Source organism: Paenibacillus cremeus, assembly GCF_007786445.1.
GTDB lineage: Bacteria > Bacillota > Bacilli > Paenibacillales > NBRC-103111 > Paenibacillus_G > Paenibacillus_G cremeus.
On the sequence record NZ_VNJI01000017.1, the window covers coordinates 99899 to 120652 of the forward strand.

Consider the following 20754-nt stretch of genomic DNA (forward strand, 5'->3'; position numbering starts at 1 on the left):
TAAGAGGGTGAAAAAGCATGATGATGCAGCAAACACAAACGCCGCGCGCGGTGTATATTCATATTCCTTTTTGCACGAACAAATGCCATTACTGCGACTTCAACTCGTATGTGCTGAAGGGGCAGCCGGTGATGGATTATCTCGATGCACTGGAGCGAGAGATGGAGCAGACGGTTCGGCAGATCCCGCCGGGCGAGATTGAGACGATTTTTGTTGGCGGAGGTACGCCGACCGTATTGCTGCCAGACCAGATGGCGATTTTTTTGAAGCGGGTGCGCGAGTATTTCCCTAACCAAGCCTCGAACCTGGAAATTACGATGGAGGCGAACCCAGGGACAACCGACCTGGAAAAGCTGCAAGCGATGAAAGAAGGCGGCGTCAACCGCATCAGCTTTGGCGTGCAGTCGTTCAATAATGCGCTGCTGGAAGGGATCGGGCGCATTCATAACACCGACGATGTGTACCGGAGCTTGGACAATGCCAAGCGGGTTGGCTTTACCAATCTGTCGATAGACCTAATGTTTGGGCTGCCGAAGCAAACCCTGGATGTAATGCGCGATACGCTGAAGGAAGCTCTAGCGCTGAACCTGCCCCATTATTCAATCTATAGCTTGAAGGTGGAAGAGAACACCCTGTTCCATACGCTGTACCAGCGCGGTCAGCTGCCGCTTCCGGAAGAGGACGAAGAGGTGGAGATGTTCAACCTCATCATGAATCAGTTGAAGACGGCCGGTTATGGGCAGTATGAAATCAGCAATTTTGCCAAGCCAGGGTTCGAGAGCAGGCATAACGCGATGTACTGGCGCAACCAAAGCTATTACGGGCTGGGGGCCGGTGCGCACGGCTATATGCATGGACGCAGGCATGTGAATATTAAGGGCGTACAGCCGTATATTGATGCGACCCGTTCAGGACTGCCGATTCTGGAGCTTAATGAGGTTAGCGAAGCGGAAGCGATGGAGGATTTTATGATGGTCGGGCTCCGCATGCTGAGTGGGGTTCGGGACGCGGATTTTGAAGCGCAATTCGGCCGTAAGCTAGAGGCGGTGTTCGGAACCGTGCTGGACAAATTCCTTCGATTGGGGCTGCTGGAACGTACTGTGGAAGGCTATCGGTTGACGGCAAGCGGCATTCCGCTGGGCAATGAAGTATTCGGTGAATTTTTGGGTATAGCTGAGACAAAAACATATTGAAATTTTTATACGGTTTGTTGTATATTTATTCATATCAATTTATCAGTTTGCACATGAATGGTGGGATCCCGAATGGCTGTTACATGCCGCAAAGCGACGGAGCAGGACGTCGATACATTATATGAAATTATTCAAGGCTACGCCGAGCAGGGCATTATGCTGCCGCGGTCGAAGGAAGTGCTGGCGAATCAGATCGATACGTTCGTCGTAGCGGAGATCGAGGAGCAGCTGGTGGGCTGCGGCTCGTTGACGAGGCTCGGGCAGGACTTGGTCGAAATCCGCTCGCTAGGCGTAACAGACGGCCACAAAGGACAGGGTATCGGCAAAGCGCTGGTCAATTCTCTGGTAGAGGAAGCCGGTGCGCAGGGGATCCCGAAGGTCATGGCGCTCACGTATGAAGTAGCGTTCTTTGAAAGAAACGGGTTCAGCGTCGTGCAAAAGGAGATCTTCCCCGAGAAGGTTTGGCGCGACTGTATTCACTGTAAAAAGCAGCATTGCTGCGACGAAATCGCCGTCTTGAAACGGCTTGATTAAACTTGACACAGACCCTATGGGTCTGTTATTTTTGTATTAGGTTAGCACTCACCTGAATGGAGTGCTAACGACGAGTTGGTTTTAGAGGTTTTGCAGTTGTTCTTTTGCAGTGGAATCCTTTTTATCTCGATAAGTGTTTTGATGGAGGGCAGTGTGTTTGCCGTAGAGTTCACGCGCCGCCTTTAAAATTGAATTTTTACCTTCTAGTCTGATAATAAAAAATTCAATTTTAAGAGCGGCCGAAGGCAAACAGCACTGTCCCGTAGTCAACGCATCTTATCGAATAAACTTCCGGAGGTGGAACGTTATGTTGACCGAACGCCAACGCCATATTTTAAGTGCCATCGTAGATGATTATATTCGTTCAGCAGAGCCCATCGGCTCCCGCAGTATTTCCAAGCGCGGTAACGTAGGCTTTAGTCCGGCCACCATCCGCAACGAAATGTCCGATCTGGAGGAGATGGGCTATCTGGAGCAGCCGCACACGTCGGCAGGCCGGATTCCGTCTCACAAGGGCTACCGATACTACGTCGATCATCTGATGACTTATGGACAGCTGCCGACGCAGGATGTGGATTTGCTGAAGCAATTTTTTGCCGAACGAATGCAGGAGATGGAGCGGGTGATTCAGCAGGTGGCGATGATTTTGTCCCATCTGACGCCGTACACCTCAATTGTGCTTAGTCCAGAGACGCTAGGCGCCACGCTGAAGCATCTGCAGATCGTCCCGCTGAACGAGCGGACGGCGGTAGCGATTATCGTAACCAATACAGGGCAAGTGGAGAATAAAACCGTCACGATCCCAGAGGGCATTCCGATGTCCGAGATTGAGAAGGTCGTGAATATGCTCAACGCCCGGCTGAAGAACGTGCCGCTGCTCCACTTCAAATCGAAGATGTACACGGAGATCGCCGCGGAGATGAGCAGCTATGTTTCAGGGTACGAAGAGCTGCTGGTCATGCTGAACGAAGTGATGAGCCGCGGCGAAGAAGAGCGGATTTATTTGGGTGGCACGACGAATATTTTGACGCAGCCCGAATTCAAAGACGTCGACAAGGTGAAGAGCATACTCGATTTGCTGGGCGAGACGCCGAAGCTGCTGCAGCTGTTTGACGGAGCGCCTGCGAGCGGGGGGATTCAGGTCCGAATCGGCAGTGAGAATAAGCTGGAGGCTGTGAATGACTGCAGCTTGATTACGGCTTCCTATACAGTAGAAGGACAGCATTTAGGTACGATCGGTATTCTCGGACCTACCCGAATGGATTATGCGAAAGTCATTAAGCTGCTGGATTATTTATCGAAGGATATGACCAAACTCATGGAGCGATGGTATCGATGAACGCAATGCACAGCCCGGGCCAGGAAGGCGAGGAAGCGTACGCGACCCTGCGCAATAACTCGAACGCGATTCGGGCGATTTGCTCCGCTGTGGAAGGCACCTTGGGGCCAAAAGGTCTGGATACGATGCTGGTTGGCGCGCAGGGTGAGGTCATTATTACGAATGACGGTGTGACCATTTTGGAAAAAATGGACGTCACGCATCCCGCGGCACGGCTGCTCATTCAGGTCGCCCGCTCCCAGCAGCAGCAGGTCGGCGACGGCACGACCACCGCCACGGTGCTCGCTGGAGCGCTGGTCGCCGAGGGTGTTGCGCAGGTCACCCGAGGGGTGCCCGTCGCCAAGGTCGTGCGCGGCATCCAAGACGGCATCGCTACGGCCCTGGAGTCGCTGATCGCCCGTGCTCGCCGTATTGAAGGCTTATCCGATCCGATGCTTTATCGTATCGCTTACATCGCCGGCCGCGAGCATGCCGACTTGGCGGGTCTCATTCTGGACGGCGCCAGGCGGCTCGGGCTGCCTAAGCTCCGCGAGGAGCACTTTCGCTTCTCCGACGTTGTGCTATCGCACCCCCGAGCACAGAACGAAGTCTGGCCCGGCCTGCTCATTCCGAAAAAGCCGGTAAACGCGCAGCTGGACTTCCCTCCTTCGCCGGCCAAGGTGCTCCTGTTTCAGGACGCGTTTGAGCCGGAAACGATTGAAGAGGAAGCGCTCATGACAGACGCCGGCTTCCACAAGCAGATGCAGCTTCGCGAGCAGTTCCGTGCGACGCTGGAGAAGCTGGTCGAGCTCCGCGTGGGGCTCGTGGCGGCCGAGCGCGCCGTCGACGCGGAAGCGGAGCAGTTCTGCACGGACCATGGCATCATGGTCCTGCAGCGGCTGCCGCGCGCGGAGCTGCGCCGCATCGCGGACTACACCGGCGCGCGGGCGGTTCGCCGCAGCGCGCTGCACAAGCCTGCCGCCGAGCTGGCAGGCTATCTCGGCTTCGCCGGGCACGCCGCCTACGACGAGCGGCTCGAATGCGTGCGCCTGGCCGAAGGCCAGGGCCGCGCGCAGGTGTCGATCGTCGTGGGCGCCAGCACGAGCGAGGTGGTCGGCGAGCGGCTGCGCATCGCTCGCGACGCGGCTTCGAGCGTGCAGGCGGCGCTGCGCGGCGGGTGTTTGCCTGGCGGCGGGGCCGCCGAAATGGCCGTCGCTCACCAGCTCGAGCGGCTGCGCGAGACCGTGCAGGGCATGGAGGGCTTCGGCATCGCCGCCGTGGCGCAGGCGCTGCGCAAGCCGCTGGCGCAGATCGTCGTCAATGCGGGCTACAACCCGCTGGAGAAGGTCGAAGAAGTGCGCGCTGCGCAGATTGCCGCGAAGAATGGCAGCCTCGGCATCGATTGCGATACCGGCGCTGTGACGGATATGCTGGAGCACGGTGTAGTCGACCCGGCTGAAGTGAAGCTGCATGCGCTGCGAGCAGCCGGAGAAGTGGCGGCGGCGGTGCTGCGCATTCATACGGTCATCAAGATGAGGCAGCGAACGGAAGATTAGGCGGAATCCCCCTTGTGTTGAAAGAAACCAGAGGGTTAGAATAACGATTTAGAGAGAGAATGCGGTGCAGCGGAGGAAAAGCTCCAGGTTTTTGGCAGGATAGCCTGAGACTTGAAGCTTGATCCGCGGCCGGATTCGGATAAGGAGGTGACAGACATTGAATACGGAACAACAACAAAAAGCCGCCCAAGCTTCAGAAGAAAACAACGAAACTACATACGGCGCTGACGTGACAGAAGAGGCAGGCCAGGATGCGGCTGCAGCCGATCAGGCAGCAGAGACTTCCGAGCCCCAAGGTGCTGTCCAACTCGAGCTGGAGCAGCTCAGAAAGCAAGCGGATGAGAACCAACAACGCTTTTTGCGTGCCCAAGCCGATTTTGACAACTTCAGACGCCGTACGGCGAAGGAGAAAGAGGAATTCGCCAAATATGCATCGCTGAAGCTGATCGAGCAATTGCTGCCGGTCGTCGATAACTTCGAGCGCGCGCTTGCGGTGAGCAAAGACAATAAGGATCACGAAGCGCTGACCAAAGGCGTGGAGATGATTTTCCGCCAACTGGATCAAGTATTGGCCAGTGAGGGCTTAAAGCCGATGGAATCGGTCGGCACACCGTTCAATCCGGAATTCCATCAAGCGATTATGCAAGTGGAATCCGATGAGCATGAGGAAGGCATCGTCGTGGAGGAAGTGCAAAAGGGCTATCTGTTGAAGGATAAGGTCCTGCGCCCAGCCATGGTCAAAGTGAGCTCATAAGCTTATCATTTTAAAAACGACGATTCGTGCTATAGTGAACCAAACCATTTTTAAGGAGGAAGACCTCAATGAGTAAAGTAATCGGTATTGACTTAGGTACAACGAACTCCTGTGTTGCCGTAATGGAAGGCGGCGAAGCCGTAGTTATCCCTAACCCGGAAGGCAATCGCACAACTCCTTCGGTCGTAGGCTTCAAGAAAGACGGAGAGCGCGTCATCGGTGAAACGGCGAAGCGTCAAGCGATCACGAACCCGGACCGCACAGTCATTTCCATCAAGCGTCATATGGGTACGAACCATAAAGAAGTGATCGACGGTAAAGAATATTCCCCGCAAGAAATTTCGGCCATGATTTTGCAAAAGCTGAAATCCGACGCAGAAGCTTATCTGGGCCAAACCGTAACGCAAGCGGTTATTACCGTTCCAGCGTATTTCAACGACAGCCAGCGTCAAGCGACGAAGGATGCAGGGAAAATCGCAGGCCTGGAAGTGCTTCGGATCGTCAACGAGCCGACAGCAGCAGCACTGGCTTACGGCTTGGAAAAAACCGAAGATCAAACGATCCTCGTATACGACCTTGGCGGCGGTACCTTCGACGTGTCGATCCTTGAGCTCGGCGACGGCTTCTTCGAAGTAAAAGCAACCAGCGGTGACAACCGTCTTGGCGGCGACGATTTTGACCAAGTCATCATCGATTACCTCGTAGCTGAATTTAAGAAGGATCAAGGCATTGATCTGAGCAAAGATAAAGCTGCAGTTCAGCGTCTGAAGGATGCAGCGGAGAAAGCAAAGAAAGAGCTGTCCGGCGTATTGACGACGACGGTTTCCCTGCCATTTATTACGGTAGTGGACGGCGTGCCTCAGCACTTGGAGGTTAACTTGACTCGTGCGAAGTTCGAAGAAATTTCCGCTCAACTCGTAGAGCGCACTATGGGTCCTACGCGTCAAGCGTTGAATGATTCCGGTCTGACTCCGGATCAAATTAACAAAGTCGTTCTTGTCGGCGGTTCCACTCGGATTCCGGCGGTTCAAGAAGCGGTGAAGCGTTTGATCGGCAAAGAGCCGCACAAAGGCGTAAACCCGGACGAGGTTGTAGCATTGGGTGCAGCGGTTCAAGCAGGCGTACTGACAGGCGATGTCAAAGACGTGGTTCTGCTCGACGTAACTCCACTTTCACTCGGTATCGAAACGGCTGGCGGCGTGTTCACCAAAATGATCGACCGCAACACGACGATCCCAACAACCAAATCCCAAGTGTTCACCACCTATGCCGACAGCCAGCCTAGCGTAGAGATTCACGTGCTGCAAGGCGAGCGCGCGATGGCAAACGACAACAAAACACTCGGCCGCTTCATCCTGGGCGAGATTCCTCCAGCGCCGCGCGGCATTCCGCAAATCGAAGTTACCTTCGATATCGACGCGAACGGGATCGTGAATGTATCCGCACTGGATAAAGGCACTGGCAAGAGCCACAAAATTACGATCACATCCTCCAGCGGCTTGTCCGATGCTGAGATTGATCAAATGATGAAGGATGCCGAGTCTCACGCTGAAGAAGACCGTAAGCGCAAAGAGCTCGTAGAAGCTCGCAACGAAGCGGATCAGCTCGTGTACTCGGTTGACAAAACGATCAAAGACTTGGGCGACAAAGTAGACCAAGGCGAGATCGATAAAGCGAACGCGGCCAAAGAAAAAGTGAAGAAGGCGCTGGAAGGCGACAGCCTTGAAGAAATCAAAGGCGCAACCGAAGAGCTGACGCAAATCGTTCAGCAGCTTTCCGTGAAGCTGTATGAGCAAGCGCAGCAAGCTCAAGGCGGAGCAGCAGGCGCCGAAGAGCCGCAAGCCTCGGCTAAAGGTAAAGACAACGTAGTCGATGCCGATTATGAAGTGGTTGACGACAAGAAGTAAGTAGTTATATCATGAAGTCACGTGTGAAAGTCAAAGCCATCCTTGCTGCAGCGGCTGCATCGGTTTGTCCGGTGCAGCGCTTGCAGCTGTTGCTTTGGCTTTCCGTCTGTTACTGACAACTGACGATGCCTGAGCTTTATCGACAGTTGCAATGGGAAATGGGAGTGTAAGCGATGAGTAAACGTGATTATTACGAGGTGCTTGGGGTCGGTAAAGACGCTTCGCAAGAAGATCTAAAAAAAGCCTACCGCAAGCTCGCTCGCCAATACCATCCAGACGTCAACAAGGCGGCGGACGCCGAGTCGAAGTTTAAAGAAGCCAAGGAAGCTTATGACGTTCTGAGCGATGATCAGAAAAAAGCACAGTATGACCGTTTTGGCCATGTGGATCCGAATCAAGGCATGGGCGGCGGCGGCTTCGGAGGACAGGACTTCGGCGGCGGCTTTGGCGACTTGTTCGATATGTTCTTCGGCGGCGGCGGCGGTCAGCGGCGCAATCCGAATGCGCCTCAGCGGGGGAACGATCTGCAGTACACGCTGACGATCGATTTTAAGGAAGCGGTTTTCGGCAAGAAAACGGAGATCGTGATTCCACGAACGGAAACGTGCGAAACGTGTCACGGCAGCGGGGCCAAGCCCGGCACCAAGCCGGAGACGTGCGGCGTCTGCCATGGCTCCGGACAGCAGGAAGTCGTGCAAAATACCGCGTTCGGCCGTATCGTGAACCGTCGCGTGTGCTCTGCATGTCAAGGTCAAGGCAAGCTGATCAAAGACAAATGCGGAACCTGCCATGGATCCGGCAAGATCAAGAAGCAGCGCACGATCAGCTTGAACATTCCAGCCGGTGTGGATGATGGCGCACAGCTGCGCGTTTCCGGCGAAGGGGAAGCAGGAACACGCGGCGGTCCGTCCGGCGACCTGTATGTAGTTATTCGCGTAAAAGCGCACGAGTTCTTCGAGCGCGAAGGCGACGATATTTACTGCGAGGTGCCGCTTACCTTTGCGCAAGCCGCATTGGGCGACGAGATCGAAATTCCGACGCTGACCGAGAAGGTCAAGCTGAAGATCCCGGCCGGTACGCAAACCGATACGTACTTCCGCTTGAAAGGCAAGGGCGTGCCTCGTCTGCGCGGTCATGGCCAAGGCGATCAGCACGTGAAGGTCGTTGTAGTAACGCCAACGAGCCTGAGCGAAGAGCAAAAGGATTTGCTTCGCGAGTTCTCCCGTGTAAGCGGCGAAAATACGAACGAGCAGAACCAATCCATTTTTGAGCGGATGAAACGGGCCTTTTTAGGCGACTAATCATTCCCATGTTAAAACACTGCAGCGCTTTTTTTGCGCCGCAGTGTTTTTTTGTATAATTCGCGAGATTCGGTGGACACTAGAAAAGGTCAGGTCTGACGAAGGGTTATTTAAGTCTGTCGTTAGGATTGCTAGAAACGATGAGGAGGAACAAGCTGATCATGGATCCGAACATCAATCAAGCTGCTCAGGCAGGCAATCAATTGCCGATCGGGAAAAATGAAGATGTGGAATTTTCATCCGATATGGCGGATGAGGCGGATATGAAGGCGCTTCAGCGCGCTCAGAAGGCCGATCAACGCCAACAAGAGCAGGAGTAGAAAGGAAGAGAATTATGGCTGAGAAAGCCATTTTGGCCTTTTTTCATTCCCCTCAAGAAGCGCAATGCTGTGTTCCGAAGCTTCAAGCGTTGCGGGCTGCGGCTATTCAGGTGGACAAGTTCGGGCAGTATCCCGGTCATGGGATTGATGAAACCCTCAACCCGTTAAGCCATTCGAATTTCTCCGGGCTTGCTCACCTTACACTGGCTGCTGGGGCTTCGAATCCCGATGCCGCGGTACTGATGGCTGCGAGCCCTGATGCCAGCGGGATGCACGACGGAAGCCTTGATTTTTATACCGATGATATGTCCAGACGCGATACGCTTTTGACCGTCGTGGTGGATGAAGCGGTTCACAGCCAGGCGCTTCGGGTAATCGAGGAAGCCGGCGGTCGGATTTAGTTTCTTTGGTTTAGACATAGTACGGGTATAGCTCGACAGTGACAAACGGTTCTTCGCAGAAATGTCTGCGGGGGGCCGTTTTTTAGTAGGAATAGTGCTTGTTTTACCCGCGTACATAATTGTTGTATACTAGGTCTTATGCATAAGTTGACATACAATGAGATGCAACTATAGTTTTAGATCAATCGGGAGGTAGTACATAAGTGCAATGGCATGAAATTACGGTGAATACAACCGAAGAAGCAATCGAGATGATTTCGAATTTTATACATGAGCAGGGAGCGGGCGGGGTGTCGATTGAAGAGTCAGGTACGCTGAACAAGCAGCGGGACACGTCTTTAGGGCAATGGTACGAGCACCCGCTCAATGACATTCCGGAAGGCCGCGCCGTGATCAAGGGGTATTTCTCCGAAGGTACGGACATGGACACTATTCTGGAGGAGCTAAAGCAATCGGTGAACCAGCTTGCCGAATTCGACATCGATACGGGCAGCCCTACGTATGAGCTGAAGATCGTGGATGATGAAGATTGGGCGAACGCGTGGAAGCAGTATTTTAAACCTCTGCGCGTCTCGGATCGGCTGACGATAAAGCCGACTTGGGAAGATTACACCGCTTCGCCGGGCGAGATTATTCTGGAGCTCGATCCGGGAATGGCATTTGGGACAGGAACACATGCGACTACCGCGCTATGCCTTCGGACGTTGGAGCAGGTCATCCAGAGCGGTGACGATGTGATTGATGTGGGCACAGGCTCAGGCATTCTGGCGATCGCCGCGGCGAAGCTGGGCGCGGGGCATGTGCTGGCACTTGATCTGGATCCTGTTGCTGTGTCCAGCGCCACGGAAAATACGCGTCTGAACGAGCTCGATGAGCAGATTACTATCAAGCTCAGCGACTTGCTGCAGGTATTGAACGAGAATAAAACGGAAACAGGAGCCAGCGCGCTTGGCGTTAAGCTGCCGGTGCAGGTTGTTGTCGCGAACATTTTGGCCGAGATCATCGTCTTATTCGTGAAGGATGTATACGATGTGCTGGCTGCAGGCGGAACCTATATCGTTTCCGGGGTTATCAAGGCGAAGCAAGAAATGGTCGAGGACGCATTGAAAGCAGTAGGCTTCGCTATCTCTCGGGTAAACGAGGACCAGGATTGGGTTGTCATCGTTGCCCAAAAACGGTAGGTGATCCGCTTTGAGCTCATTGTTGGCCTATCCCATCGACCAGCTGCCCTTCGTCTTTCTGGTGCTGCTGTTCGGCTTTACCGTGCATGAGTTCGCTCATGCTTATGTTGCGGACCGGTTCGGGGATCCAACTCCCCGTTCCATGGGCCGCGTCACGTTAAACCCCCGCGTTCACCTGGACGTGCTTGGGATGATCTTTTTCTTGTTGGTCGGGATCGGCTGGGCTAAGCCTGTGCTGGTTAACCGCAGCAAATTTAAATATCCTCGCGTGATGGGGATTATCGTTTCTTTGGTGGGTCCGCTCAGTAATTTGGTGCTGGCTTTTATCAGCCTGCTCATCCTATTCGCTTTTTATCAATTCAGGCTGCTTGACGATATGTCGCAAGGGGTAAGTCTCGCAATTAAACTCTTTTTTTCTTTAATGGTTACTCAGAATATCTTTTTGTTCATACTAAATCTAATTCCATTCCCTCCGCTCGATGGCTATCGCATTTTGATGGATTTGCTTCCCGGCCGCTGGATGATGCATGTGAAGAAGTATGAGCAGTGGCTGTATTATGCCATTCTGCTGATGTTTTTCATTCCGCCGATCCGCATGGTGACGCTTGGTCCGATTTTTGCCCAGCAAAATACGATTATTCGCTGGTTCACCGGCATTGCGGAGCAGCTGTTCGGGTTTGCGGTAAGGTTTTAGGGGTGGCTTTTTTGTCGAAAACGTTGTAAGATGGAGGGTGACCGTTTGGCTGATGGACAGCCGGGCGGTCTGACCTATTTTTATAGACCTGAGGGTACTCGAATGCAGAGATATTTTATTGCGCCGGAGCAGTTTTCCGGAGATACGGTGACGATTAGCGGCGATGATGCTCATCATTTGATTCGGGTGATGCGGGCGAAGCCGGGCGATACCTGTATTGTCAGCGACGGAGAAAGCCGCGAAGCGCTGGTCAAGCTCCATACCATTGAGAAGGATCAAGCGGTAGCCGACGTTGTTGAGCTGCTGCCGATGGACCATGAACCTGCTGTCGACGTGTGGATAGCGCAGAGCTTGCCCAAGGGCGACAAGATGGAGCTCGTGATTCAGAAGGGGACGGAGATTGGCGCCGCCAGGTTTATCCCGTTTGTTTCAGAGCGGACCGTCGTCCAGCTGGATAGTAAAAAAGAAGGCAAGCGCATCGAGCGCTGGCAAAAAATAGCCAAAGAAGCTGCAGAGCAAGCGCATCGCAACAAGGTGCCGGTCGTGGAGTCGCCGCTGAGCTGGAAAGAGCTGCTGAAGCGGGCGGGCGAAGCAGACTGCGCTTGGATTTGCTATGAGAAAGAAAGCACGCAGGAGCTGCGCCTGGCGATCCGGCGGGCTTTATCGGGGCGTTCTGCGGACTCCGCAGCCTTAGCGAGACCTAAGCTGCTTTTGATTATCGGTCCCGAAGGGGGCTTTACCGAACAGGAAGTGACGGCTGCAGAGGCAGCTAGCTGCAAATCCATCAGTCTCGGCAAACGTATCCTAAGAACGGAAACCGCCGCGATGGTCGGTTTAACGTGCATTTTATATGAATCCGGTGAGATGGGAGGAGAAGGAGCATGACGACAGTAGCGTTTCATACGCTCGGATGTAAGGTGAATTTTTACGATACGGAAGCGATCTGGCAGCTCTTTAAGCAGGATGGGTATGAACAGGTTGACTTTGAAGCGACGGCGGATATTTACGTGATCAACACGTGCACGGTCACCAATACGGGCGACAAGAAGAGCCGCCAAATGATTCGTCGAGCCGTCCGCCGAAACCCGGAAGCGATTATTGCGGTAACGGGCTGCTATGCGCAGACGTCCCCGGCGGAAATTTTGGCGATCCCAGGCGTGGACTTGGTCATTGGAACACAGGATCGGGATAAAATCATTCCTTACGTGAAGCAGTTGGAGCAAGAGCGGCAGCCGATCAATGCGGTGCGCAACATTATGAAAACCCGAACCTTTGAGGAGCTCGACGTGCCGGATTTTGCGGATCGTACACGGGCGTTTTTGAAGATTCAAGAGGGCTGCAACAATTTTTGCACGTTTTGTATTATTCCGTGGTCCCGCGGCTTAATGCGCAGCCGGGAACCGGAAAGCGTGTTGGCCCAGGCGCGGATGCTGGTCGATGCTGGCTATCAGGAGATCGTACTCACGGGCATTCATACCGGTGGGTATGGCGAGGACCTGGAAGATTACAGCTTGGCGAAGCTGCTTTGGGATTTGGACAAGGTGGAAGGACTGAAGCGCATTCGCATCAGCTCAATTGAAGCCAGCCAAATTACCGACGAGGTACTCGAGGTGCTGCAGAAATCGGATAAAATGTGCCGCCATCTGCATATTCCGCTTCAAGCGGGCGATAACGATGTGCTGAAGCGGATGCGCCGCAAATATACGGTGGAGGAGTTTGCCGAGAAAATCGAGCACATTCACCGCATTATGCCGGGCGTAGCGATCACGACCGACGTCATTGTCGGCTTCCCGGGCGAGACGGAAGAGATGTTCCGAACCGGCTACCGTTTTATGGAGCAAATGAAATTTTCCGAAATGCACGTGTTTCCGTATTCCAAACGGACCGGTACGCCGGCAGCGCGGATGGAGGATCAAGTGGACGAAGAAGTGAAAAACACGCGTGTACACGAGCTGATCGACTTGTCGGAGCGGATGCAGCTGGAATACGCCAAGCCGTTTGTTGGACAGGTGCTGGAGGTCATTCCGGAGCGCGATTACAAAGGCCAGCCGGGCAGCGGACTGCTGATGGGGTATTCGGATAACTATTTGCAGCTGGTGTTTGAAGGCAAAGAAGAGTGGATCGGTCAGGTGTGCAAGGTGAAGGTAACCGAGGCTGGCGTGAACGAATGCCGTGGTGAACTGGTAGAGCAGCCGGTTATGGTGACGTCGATCAGCAAGACCCGCCGTACGACTGCTGAAGCTACGCCTTCGGAAGCCGCGATCCCGGGTCAAGCCGAACGAGCGATTGGATAAGAATGATGCGAAAGGATTTCATGGCTATGCTTATGGCGTAGAGTGAAGTCCTTTCATTTCCATAGAGAAGAGGTGAAGGCGATGAAGGAGGTTTCTGCGGGCGGAGTAGTGTTTCGCAGGGTTGGCGGCGATATTCAGGTCCAGATGATTCAAGACCGTTATGGAAAGATCACCCTTCCCAAGGGAAAAATGGAGCCCGGCGAGACGGTTGAACAAACCGCGCTTAGGGAAATCTTAGAAGAGACGGGAATCCAAGGCACAATCCTGAAGCCGCTGGAGATGATTACATATCAATTCAACCTGACAGGCGTCGGTGTGGTGGACAAGGAAGTCCACTATTACTTGGTTGAGGCTACAGGCGGTACTTTGCAAGCCCAGATCGAAGAAATTCGCGGGGTTGAATGGCTGCATCCGCTGGATGCTTGGCATCAGCAAACGAATTCGGGCTACGGCAATAATGATTCCGTATTACAAAAGGCGCTGATCGCGCTAGGCTATGAGGTGAACTAAATGTCAACATTTGATGTGAGCAAGCTGCCTTCTTATATTGATCATACGCTATTGAAGGCGGATGCAGATGAAAGCGCCATTCGCAAGCTATGTGAAGAGGCGAAGCAATACGGCTTTTACAGCGTCTGCGTGAACGGAACCTGGGTAAAGCTGTGCCATGAGCTGCTGCAAGGCACGGGCGTGAAAGTGGCTGCAGTCTGCGGTTTTCCACTGGGTGCAAGCGACAGCTCGGTGAAGGCGTTTGAAGCGGCGAAAGCGGCAGAGCATGGAGCGGGAGAAATCGATATGGTGCTCCAAATCGGACGACTCAAGCAAGGGGATTACGACGCGGTTCGCGAAGATATTCGCGCTGTGGTTCAGGCGGTGGCAGGCCGTGCGATCGTGAAGGTGATTTTCGAAACGGGCGCATTGAACGAGGAGCAAAAAGCGGCCGCTTGCCGTCTGTCGGAAGAAGCAGGAGCGCATTTTGTAAAAACGTCGACGGGCTTCGGACAAGGCGGGGCAACGGTGGAAGATGTGACGCTCATGCGTGCCAACGTTTCTCCATCCGTAAGCGTGAAGGCTTCCGGTGCTGTTCGTGATTTGGAAACGGCTTTGAAAATGATCGAAGCCGGCGCAACAAGACTGGGTACCAGCTCAGGCGTTGCGATTATGACAGGGATATCCAGCTCCTCGTCTTATTAGGTTAAACTAACATTTCGAGGCTGGATTTGGAGTTGGAGGCGCATATGGCTGTCGTTGTATTACAGAAAAAACGCAAGAAACGGCTGGAGGAAGGTCATCCTTGGGTGTTTCAGTCGGAAATCGATCGGGTGGAAGGGGAAGCATCCCCTGGTCAGTTAGTCGCTATACATAATCATATCGGTCAGTTTTTGGCCACGGGTTACTATAATCCGGCCTCCCAAATTGTAGTTCGTGTAGTGTCGTTTAAGCCTCTTGAGGCGATGACCTACGAATTTTTTGCTGAGCGCTTCCGTCAATGCAAGGAGCATCGGGAGCGGTTTTTGCCGGAGGTGCGCTCCTATCGCTTGGTCTATGGGGAAGCGGATTATTTGCCGGGGCTTATCGTCGACAAGTTCGAGGATACACTGGTGGTTCAAATTTTGACCCTGGGGATGGAACAGGCGCGGGAAGCGCTGGTATCCGCTCTGATTCAAGTGATGCAGCCTGTGGGCATCTATGAGCGCAGCGATGTTTCTGTACGGGAGCTGGAGGGCTTGGAGCAGAAGACCGGCGCGCTATATGGCGATTGCTCAAGGTTCGTCACGATCCGTGAGAACGGGCTCCTTATGGAAGTCGATATCGAGCAGGGGCAAAAGACCGGCTACTTCTTCGATCAGCGCGAGAATCGGGCAGCGGTTGCACCGCTCATGAAAGGCTGGGGCAAACGCGGCGGGATTGAGATGAAGGACATGCTGCAGGACGACGGGACAACGAAGCGGGTGCCGGTCAATGCGAACGGCAAAGAAGTGACGTTCCCGTATTGGGACGGTGCGACGGTGCTGGAATGCTTCTCGCATACGGGCAGCTTCACGCTGAATGCTTGCGCAGCAGGCGCGAAGAAGGTGACCTGTCTTGACATCTCGGAGCATGCGGTAGAGACGGCCAGACGGAATGTGGAGCTGAACGGCTTTGCGGAGCGGGTAGAGTTCGTCGTGGCCGATGCGTTCCAGTATTTGCGCGAGCAAGTTAAGGGATTGGAACAGCGTGTGGAGCGGGGGCAAGCCGGTGACCGTAAGGTCGACACGTCACAGCCAATTGGTACCAAGGGAAGGACTTGGGACGTTGTAATTCTCGATCCGCCGGCGTTTGCCAAATCCCGTGGTGCCGTAGAAGGCGCTTGCCGCGGTTATAAGGACATCAATCTGCAGGGCATGAAGCTGGTGAACGAGGGCGGGTACCTAGTCACAGCAAGCTGCTCCTACCACATGAAGCCGGAGCTGTTTCTGGAGATGGTGCATGCGGCCGCTGTAGATGCCGGCAAGGTGCTGCGTTTGGTGGAATTCCGGGCTGCCGGGAAGGATCATCCGCGGATTTTGGGAGTCGATGAAGGAAACTACTTGAAATTTGCTATCTTTGAAGTGCGAAGCAAGCGATAATAGGTTTGAAGCTAGGCCGTGGGGGAGATCCCGCGGTCTTTTTTTGTCGCAATTTTTCCGTTTTAATACTTTTTCGATAATATTTCTAATATTTTTCATTTAAAATTTGTGTTAAACTAGGAAATTAGAACCATTACATTTGGAGGACAACATATGGATGAGCTGTGGTTAAAAAGAGCTAAATTCCTTGTAGTGGACGATCAAGACTACAATATCGATTTGTTGGAGCGCATCTTGAAGCGGGCGGGGTTTGACAGCATCACGAGCACGACGGAGCCGAAGCGGCTGGAGAAACTCTATCACGAATTGAACCCGGATATTATTTTGCTAGATTTGCATATGCCTGAAATGGACGGGTATGATGCGCTGAAGCTGTTGAACACGCTCGTACCGGATGGGGATTACCTGCCGATTCTGGTGCTTACGGCCGATGTGACCAAGGAAGCCAAGCAGAAGGCGCTGCAAGAGGGAGCGCATGATTTTCTGACGAAGCCCTTTGACCGGATGGAAGTCGTGTTGCGGATTCAAAATTTGCTTAAGACACGCTACTTGCATCTGCAGCTGCAGGACCAGAATCATAACCTGGAGCAGCGGGTACGGGAGCGGACGAAAGAGCTGGAGCTGGCTCAGCTGGAGATCCTTCAGCTGCTAGGGCGCACCTCGGAATATCGCGACGACGAGACAGGGCAGCATATCCAACGCGTAGGCAAGATGGCGGGAGAGATCGCGACGGCTTTAGGGCTGCCTGAGCACGAGGTCAGACTCATTCAATTGGCTACACCACTGCACGATATCGGAAAAATCGGCATACCGGATGCGATTTTGCTGAAGCCCGGCCGGTTTACTCCCGAAGAGTTCGAGCAGATGAAATTACATACGAATATCGGCGCCAGCATCTTGGAAGGAAGCTTGTTCCCCGTGCTGCAAATCGCTGCCACCATCGCCGGTTCCCATCATGAGAAGTGGAACGGGACAGGCTATCCGCATGGACTATCTGGGGAAGACATTCCGTTAGTCGGGCGAATTGTGGCCATTGCCGACTTTTTCGATGCGCTCACGAATGAACGGCCATACAAACGAGCGTGGACGCAAGAGGAAGCCATGGCGGAGATTGATAAGCAAATCGGCATTCATTTTGATCCTAAAGTCGTAGAAGCATTCAAGAGCATCATACAGGTACCTGTATAAACCGGAGGAATAGGAGAGCTGGACGATGGACATGGGAACACATTTGCAAGGGAGCTATAACCTTACTGTCGCAGTGCTCGCATATGTGATTGCAGTGATTGCTTCTTATACCGCCTTCGAATTTGCCGGCCGGCTGACGGCAGCTACCGGGACGACGCGCAGATGGTGGCGGCTTGGCGGAGCGTTCTCCATGGGGATTGGCATTTGGTCGATGCACTTTGTGGCGATGCTCGCGTTTTCTATTCCGATTTCCGTCACCTATGACCTATGGATTGTTCTTGCGTCGATGATCGCTGCCATGATCTCCTCCTGGTTAGCGCTGGTGATCGTAAGCCAGAAGGTATTCCTTCGGCGCAATCTCTATTTTGGCGCGCTGCTGATGGGTGCGGGAATTTCGGTCATGCACTATACCGGGATGGCAGCGATGGACATGCATGCGTCGATTCACTACGAGCCGCTGCTGTTTAGCCTCTCGATCGTCATTGCCGTAGCCGCTTCGTTCGCTGCGCTCGTGATTGTCTACCTTTTGCGTGAAAAAACGGGCTTTAAAGGCGTGATGCTGAAGCTTGGTGCTGCCATCATTATGGGGGCGGCGATTTCCGGGATGCATTATACGGGCATGGCGTCCGCGCATTTTGTCTCAGACAGCGGTGTACCGGTGAACGGGATGTACTCGATGAATACGGAGATGATGGCCTATGCCGTCATTGGCGCGACGATTCTCATTTTGCAATTTGGGCTGTTCATGACCTATCTGGACCGTCGGTTGACGTACCTATCCCAGAAAAATGCAGAAGTCTCTCAAGCGCGCGATGAAGCGGTGGAAGCCAATATTACGAAAAGCCAGTTTCTCGCCAATATGAGCCACGAGCTGCGCACCCCGCTGAATGCCATTATCGGGTATAGCGAGATGCTTAAGGAAGAAGCGGAGGAGCTGGGCGAGCAAAGCTTCGTGGACGATCTGGACAAAATCAACACGGCCGGCAAGCACCTGCTTTCGCTCATCAACGATATTTTGGATCTGTCCAAGATCGAGGCCGGCAAGATGGATCTTTATCTGGAAGTGTGCGAAATTCCGACCTTGATCCAAGACGTGCTGACCACGGTGCATCCTCTCATTGATAAAAATGGGAACAAGCTGGAAGTCGATTATCCGATGGGTGAAATGAAAACGGATATGACCAAATTACGGCAGGTTTTGTTTAACCTGTTAAGCAACGCCAGCAAGTTTACCAAAGCAGGCACAATCTGGCTGACCGCAGGCTACCAGAAGCAGAATGGCGTTCCGGGAATCACGTTCCGCGTAAAAGATACCGGCATCGGCATGACTCCCGAGCAAGTGAAGCAGCTATTTCAAGCGTTTAAACAGGGCGATTCCTCTACGACCAAAAAATACGGCGGAACGGGACTCGGCCTTGCCATTAGTCAAAAGCTGTGCGAAATCATGGGTGGAACAATTACGGCGGAGAGCATTTTTGGTCAGGGAACGACCTTTATAGTGTGGCTTCCGTTCATGGAGGAGACTGCTGACGCTGAAGCTGCGGCCGAGGTCGAAGCTGAAGCCGAAGTGAACAGCTTTGGCGTAAGTAGTGAGGGCGCCCATACCTTGCTGGTTATCGATGATGACCCTGCCGCCATTCAGCTGATCCAGCGTTATCTGGGGAAGGAAGAGTGGTCTGTAGCGTTTGCCCAGAGCGGTCCGGAAGGCATTCAACTGGCTAGGGAGCTGCAGCCTGCCGTTATTTGTTTGGACGTACTCATGCCGGGTATGGACGGTTGGACGGTACTGAATACGCTGAAGAATGACTCGGAGCTGGCGCACATCCCGGTGGTTATGATTTCCATGACGGACGATAAAAATTTAGGTTACGCGATGGGCGCATCGGACTTTCTGACGAAGCCGATTTACCGGGAGCAGTTGATTCCGATACTGGACAAGTATGTTCCAGAACGTTGCTGCGATACGGTCTTAATCATCGAGGACGATATTCCTACCAGTCAAATGATGACCAAGATGCTGGAAAAGGAAGGCTACCGCGTCTCTAGAGCCGCCAACGGCCGGATGGCTCTGCAAAGCATTGCCGGGTCGCTGCCGCAATTGATTCTGCTCGATCTTATGATGCCGAAGATGGACGGCTTTGAATTCATTGCCGAGCTGCGCAAGCATGAAGAATGGCGATCGATCCCTATCGTGGTCATGACGGCCAAGAACATTACGGCGGAGGACCAGCAGCGCTTGCACGGCAATGTCAAAAATATTGTCCAAAAGGGCTGCTTTGATCGAGGAGCTTTTATGAACGAAGTGCGCGATCTGATCGTCAGCTCGATTCAAGGTCAAAGCAAAGGAGTACATAGCGATGCCAAAAATATTGTTAGTCGAAGATAACGAGATGAACCGAGACATGCTCTCGCGCCGATTGATGCGCAAAGGCTATGACGTTGTCATGGCGTTGGACGGCATGGAAGGGGTTGCGGCAGCAAAGTCGGAATCCCCGGATCTGATTCTAATGGATATGAGCTTGCCAGTGCTGGACGGCTGGGATGCCACCCGTCAGCTGAAGCAGGATCCGGAGACGAAGCACATTCCTGTGATCGCGCTTACGGCGCATGCCATGGCGACCGATCGGGAGAAGGCATTTCAGGCGGGCTGCGATGATTTCGACACGAAGCCTGTAGAATGGAACCGGCTGCTGGAGAAGATGCAGGCCTATTTGAAAGTATAAGCGTCGATAAAATGATCCCCTCGAAGCTGAGGAACGGCATCCAAAGTATTTAGCTGAGTGGCGTGTGTTACATCGGCCTCGAATCCACGCTGGCGAAGCTCTCGCCCGCTGCCGCAGTCCCAGATTAGCAGGTCGAGCTGATGTCGTACGGTCTCGTAAGCGGCTATGCAGACGAGGGCTTCAGGCGACTTGCTTCCGTTCAGCATGGAGAGGATCGCACCTGCGCCTAAGTAATCTTCGATTCCTGGGCGAAGATTACTTTCCCCTGGCTCCGGCTGGTCCCACTGCTCTCCGCAGGCAACGACGGTAATGCTCGCGTTCGGTGAAGCGGCTTGCAGCTCGTTTGCGATCTGCGCTGCGGCGGAAGCGTTGAGCAAGCAGCCGACGAGCACAGTGTATGCATGAGCAGCCATGGATACGCAAGCGGCTCCGTTCAGGGAGCATACTACGATCTTTTTTCCTTTATCGGCAGGGGTGAAGCAAAGAGGGGATAAGGAACGTGCGCCGGTTTTAGCTGCTTCTGCGCGACTGAGCAATAGCTCTCCACCGATCGTTTCGGCAAATTGTTTGGCCTCCTCTAGTGGAGGTGGATAAGGGTAGAGCACCGCGCCATACTGCAAAGCGGTGACGGTGGCCGATGAGAAGCTGAGTACATCGACAATGATGGTAATATCGCCGCGCTCCGCTGCTTCTCTCGCTCCACGCGATCCCCATTCCATTCGGCAATTGTAAGGGCTTTGATTAAACATTGTAGTTTGGATCCCCTTTCCGTATTAGCTTT

20 protein-coding genes are annotated in these 20754 nt (G+C 53.6%); 19 read left to right on the forward strand and 1 reads right to left on the reverse strand.

From position 1 onward, the window contains the following. Nucleotides 1-20: 20 nt before the first annotated feature. The 19 genes from hemW to FPZ49_RS15520 all read left to right on the forward strand — a co-directional run bounded on the left by hemW (nucleotide 21) and on the right by FPZ49_RS15520 (nucleotide 19973). The gene (gene hemW, locus FPZ49_RS15430; protein ID WP_144848264.1) at nucleotides 21-1193 is read left to right on the forward strand and encodes a radical SAM family heme chaperone HemW; all 1173 of its coding nucleotides are present in this window, start codon (nucleotides 21-23) and stop codon (nucleotides 1191-1193) included. 72 nt (nucleotides 1194-1265) lie between these two features. Next, a complete protein-coding gene (locus tag FPZ49_RS15435; RefSeq protein WP_144848198.1) occupies nucleotides 1266-1727 on the forward strand; it encodes an N-acetyltransferase in 462 nt (153 codons plus the stop codon). A gap of 307 nt (nucleotides 1728-2034) precedes the next feature. Beyond that, nucleotides 2035-3066, forward strand: coding sequence for a heat-inducible transcriptional repressor HrcA (gene hrcA / locus FPZ49_RS15440; protein ID WP_144848199.1), 1032 nt, complete (start codon nucleotides 2035-2037; stop codon nucleotides 3064-3066). After that, entirely contained in the window at nucleotides 3063-4601 is a 1539-nt protein-coding gene (locus FPZ49_RS15445; RefSeq protein WP_144848201.1) for a TCP-1/cpn60 chaperonin family protein, read from the forward strand. The genes hrcA and FPZ49_RS15445 overlap by 4 nt, the downstream gene beginning before the upstream one ends. 157 nt (nucleotides 4602-4758) lie before the next feature. Further along, nucleotides 4759-5355: a nucleotide exchange factor GrpE gene (gene grpE / locus FPZ49_RS15450; protein ID WP_144848203.1), complete on the forward strand. Its 597-nt coding sequence runs from the start codon at nucleotides 4759-4761 to the stop codon at nucleotides 5353-5355. A gap of 68 nt (nucleotides 5356-5423) precedes the next feature. Next, complete coding sequence (gene dnaK, locus FPZ49_RS15455; RefSeq protein WP_144848205.1) at nucleotides 5424-7262, forward strand: molecular chaperone DnaK; 1839 nt, start codon at nucleotides 5424-5426, stop codon at nucleotides 7260-7262. 173 nt (nucleotides 7263-7435) lie between these two features. Continuing rightward, nucleotides 7436-8563 carry a molecular chaperone DnaJ gene (dnaJ, locus tag FPZ49_RS15460; protein ID WP_144848208.1) on the forward strand — a complete coding sequence of 376 codons (1128 nt, stop codon included), beginning with the start codon at nucleotides 7436-7438 and terminating at the stop codon, nucleotides 8561-8563. Nucleotides 8564-8724: 161 nt separating this feature from the next. Continuing rightward, nucleotides 8725-8883, forward strand: a complete 159-nt coding sequence (locus FPZ49_RS15465) for a YfhD family protein (RefSeq protein ID WP_144848210.1) — start codon at nucleotides 8725-8727, stop codon at nucleotides 8881-8883. A 14-nt stretch (nucleotides 8884-8897) separates the two neighbouring features. Next, the gene (locus FPZ49_RS15470) at nucleotides 8898-9284 is read left to right on the forward strand and encodes a hypothetical protein (RefSeq protein WP_186445841.1); all 387 of its coding nucleotides are present in this window, start codon (nucleotides 8898-8900) and stop codon (nucleotides 9282-9284) included. Between the two features lie 203 nt (nucleotides 9285-9487). Beyond that, complete coding sequence (gene prmA, locus FPZ49_RS15475; RefSeq protein WP_144848212.1) at nucleotides 9488-10465, forward strand: 50S ribosomal protein L11 methyltransferase; 978 nt, start codon at nucleotides 9488-9490, stop codon at nucleotides 10463-10465. Nucleotides 10466-10475: 10 nt separating this feature from the next. After that, nucleotides 10476-11159 (forward strand): site-2 protease family protein, encoded by a 684-nt coding sequence (locus FPZ49_RS15480; protein WP_144848214.1) that lies wholly within the window; start codon nucleotides 10476-10478, stop codon nucleotides 11157-11159. A 102-nt stretch (nucleotides 11160-11261) separates the two neighbouring features. Next, complete coding sequence (locus FPZ49_RS15485; RefSeq protein WP_144848268.1) at nucleotides 11262-12044, forward strand: 16S rRNA (uracil(1498)-N(3))-methyltransferase; 783 nt, start codon at nucleotides 11262-11264, stop codon at nucleotides 12042-12044. Continuing rightward, nucleotides 12041-13453: a tRNA (N(6)-L-threonylcarbamoyladenosine(37)-C(2))-methylthiotransferase MtaB gene (gene mtaB / locus FPZ49_RS15490; RefSeq protein ID WP_261381430.1), complete on the forward strand. Its 1413-nt coding sequence runs from the start codon at nucleotides 12041-12043 to the stop codon at nucleotides 13451-13453. The genes FPZ49_RS15485 and mtaB overlap by 4 nt, the downstream gene beginning before the upstream one ends. An 81-nt stretch (nucleotides 13454-13534) precedes the next feature. Continuing rightward, the gene (locus FPZ49_RS15495; RefSeq protein ID WP_144848216.1) at nucleotides 13535-13963 is read left to right on the forward strand and encodes an NUDIX hydrolase; all 429 of its coding nucleotides are present in this window, start codon (nucleotides 13535-13537) and stop codon (nucleotides 13961-13963) included. Further along, nucleotides 13964-14647 (forward strand): deoxyribose-phosphate aldolase, encoded by a 684-nt coding sequence (gene deoC / locus FPZ49_RS15500; protein WP_144848218.1) that lies wholly within the window; start codon nucleotides 13964-13966, stop codon nucleotides 14645-14647. A 44-nt stretch (nucleotides 14648-14691) separates the two neighbouring features. Beyond that, entirely contained in the window at nucleotides 14692-16062 is a 1371-nt protein-coding gene (locus FPZ49_RS15505) for a class I SAM-dependent rRNA methyltransferase (protein WP_144848220.1), read from the forward strand. Nucleotides 16063-16215: 153 nt separating this feature from the next. Continuing rightward, nucleotides 16216-17250, forward strand: a complete 1035-nt coding sequence (locus FPZ49_RS15510) for an HD domain-containing phosphohydrolase (RefSeq protein WP_144848222.1) — start codon at nucleotides 16216-16218, stop codon at nucleotides 17248-17250. A 25-nt stretch (nucleotides 17251-17275) separates the two neighbouring features. Then, the gene (locus tag FPZ49_RS15515) at nucleotides 17276-19636 is read left to right on the forward strand and encodes a response regulator (protein WP_144848224.1); all 2361 of its coding nucleotides are present in this window, start codon (nucleotides 17276-17278) and stop codon (nucleotides 19634-19636) included. Next, on the forward strand, nucleotides 19608-19973 hold the full coding sequence (locus FPZ49_RS15520; RefSeq protein ID WP_144848226.1) for a response regulator: 366 nt from the start codon (nucleotides 19608-19610) through the stop codon (nucleotides 19971-19973). The genes FPZ49_RS15515 and FPZ49_RS15520 overlap by 29 nt, the downstream gene beginning before the upstream one ends. On the opposite strand, the gene FPZ49_RS15525 is transcribed toward FPZ49_RS15520, so the two are convergent. Further along, nucleotides 19958-20722 carry a 2-phosphosulfolactate phosphatase gene (locus tag FPZ49_RS15525; protein WP_144848228.1) on the reverse strand — a complete coding sequence of 255 codons (765 nt, stop codon included), beginning with the start codon at nucleotides 20720-20722 and terminating at the stop codon, nucleotides 19958-19960. The genes FPZ49_RS15520 and FPZ49_RS15525 overlap by 16 nt on opposite strands. Between the last annotated feature and the right edge of the window lie 32 nt (nucleotides 20723-20754).

Excerpts from the sequence above, each read along its gene's own strand:
- hemW (WP_144848264.1), top strand. The coding sequence starts at position 21 with ATGATGCAGCAAACACAAACGCCGCGCGCGGTGTATATTCATATTCCT.
- FPZ49_RS15435 (WP_144848198.1), top strand. The coding sequence starts at position 1,266 with ATGGCTGTTACATGCCGCAAAGCGACGGAGCAGGACGTCGATACATTA.
- hrcA (WP_144848199.1), top strand. The coding sequence starts at position 2,035 with ATGTTGACCGAACGCCAACGCCATATTTTAAGTGCCATCGTAGATGAT.
- FPZ49_RS15445 (WP_144848201.1), top strand. The coding sequence starts at position 3,063 with ATGAACGCAATGCACAGCCCGGGCCAGGAAGGCGAGGAAGCGTACGCG.
- dnaK (WP_144848205.1), top strand. The coding sequence starts at position 5,424 with ATGAGTAAAGTAATCGGTATTGACTTAGGTACAACGAACTCCTGTGTT.
- dnaJ (WP_144848208.1), top strand. The coding sequence starts at position 7,436 with ATGAGTAAACGTGATTATTACGAGGTGCTTGGGGTCGGTAAAGACGCT.
- FPZ49_RS15465 (WP_144848210.1), top strand. The coding sequence starts at position 8,725 with ATGGATCCGAACATCAATCAAGCTGCTCAGGCAGGCAATCAATTGCCG.
- FPZ49_RS15470 (WP_186445841.1), top strand. The coding sequence starts at position 8,898 with ATGGCTGAGAAAGCCATTTTGGCCTTTTTTCATTCCCCTCAAGAAGCG.
- FPZ49_RS15485 (WP_144848268.1), top strand. The coding sequence starts at position 11,262 with ATGCAGAGATATTTTATTGCGCCGGAGCAGTTTTCCGGAGATACGGTG.
- mtaB (WP_261381430.1), top strand. The coding sequence starts at position 12,041 with ATGACGACAGTAGCGTTTCATACGCTCGGATGTAAGGTGAATTTTTAC.
- FPZ49_RS15495 (WP_144848216.1), top strand. The coding sequence starts at position 13,535 with ATGAAGGAGGTTTCTGCGGGCGGAGTAGTGTTTCGCAGGGTTGGCGGC.
- deoC (WP_144848218.1), top strand. The coding sequence starts at position 13,964 with ATGTCAACATTTGATGTGAGCAAGCTGCCTTCTTATATTGATCATACG.
- FPZ49_RS15505 (WP_144848220.1), top strand. The coding sequence starts at position 14,692 with ATGGCTGTCGTTGTATTACAGAAAAAACGCAAGAAACGGCTGGAGGAA.
- FPZ49_RS15510 (WP_144848222.1), top strand. The coding sequence starts at position 16,216 with ATGGATGAGCTGTGGTTAAAAAGAGCTAAATTCCTTGTAGTGGACGAT.
- FPZ49_RS15515 (WP_144848224.1), top strand. The coding sequence starts at position 17,276 with ATGGACATGGGAACACATTTGCAAGGGAGCTATAACCTTACTGTCGCA.
- FPZ49_RS15520 (WP_144848226.1), top strand. The coding sequence starts at position 19,608 with ATGCCAAAAATATTGTTAGTCGAAGATAACGAGATGAACCGAGACATG.
- FPZ49_RS15525 (WP_144848228.1), bottom strand. The coding sequence starts at position 20,722 with ATGTTTAATCAAAGCCCTTACAATTGCCGAATGGAATGGGGATCGCGT.